This is a genomic window from Psychromonas sp. (genome assembly GCF_983033635.1).
The window spans coordinates 2,846-3,595 of record NZ_CEZLMY010000255.1 but is presented as its reverse complement, the minus strand read 5'-3'; the positions used below and the strand labels follow the sequence as shown (position 1 = coordinate 3,595).

1 pseudogene is annotated in these 750 nt (G+C 41.7%); it reads right to left on the bottom strand.

Features of this window, described 5'->3' with window-relative positions:
• A pseudogene (locus AC4GME_RS18050) lies at positions 1-750 on the bottom strand (hypothetical protein); the annotation flags it as partial.

Here is a 750-nt window from a genome sequence, read left to right as displayed (position 1 = left end):
GTTTAATGACAGTGATCTTCTCTTTACCTTTGGCGTAACGGGTTTTAACTAAGCTCAGTAATCGATCTACTTTTGTTTTACGGTTTACGGTCAATGCAAAAGAGCTGGATAGCCATTGCCACTCTGGTTGACGAAAGACTGCCTCAAAATAGGTTGCGTTTCGGGCATTGCTTGCAACCTGTATTTGCAGGGAAGGCCGTACGGCGTGACTTGCTTCCCTTAGACTACTCTTGTTGTCAGTGTCGTTAGCCACAGTTGCATCTAGATTTTTAGCTATCAATGTAATGGTGCCAAGGCCTGATAGGGCGGTACGCTGTGTTTTGGTAAGTGGGCGATAGGTATGTTTACCAGAATCCCCCCAAACCTGGCCTAATACTTTAAAATCAAAATATTTTTTCTGTCGCATGCTAATAAAGAGCTCATCAATAAAATTACCTCGTTGATGACTCGCTGATTCTTGCCACTGAACGTAATAATATTTTGGATCTTTATATGCCTTATCAGCGAATAAGTCTGATTTATTGTTATGTTGAGGCGGCCATAAATAAGATCGTAACGCTTGCTCGGTTAGCATCACGGGATTCTTCTGCTTCTCACTAATAGACAGATTATTGTAGTGTTCACTGAGCAAACTCAGTTGTCGTGACAGATCGTTTGAGTCTGGTGCTAAGCCAAGTAAAAATCGTAATTGTGCATGTGAAAAAGCCTGTTGTGCACATACTGCTTGTTTCGGGCGTAAATAGGGAAATA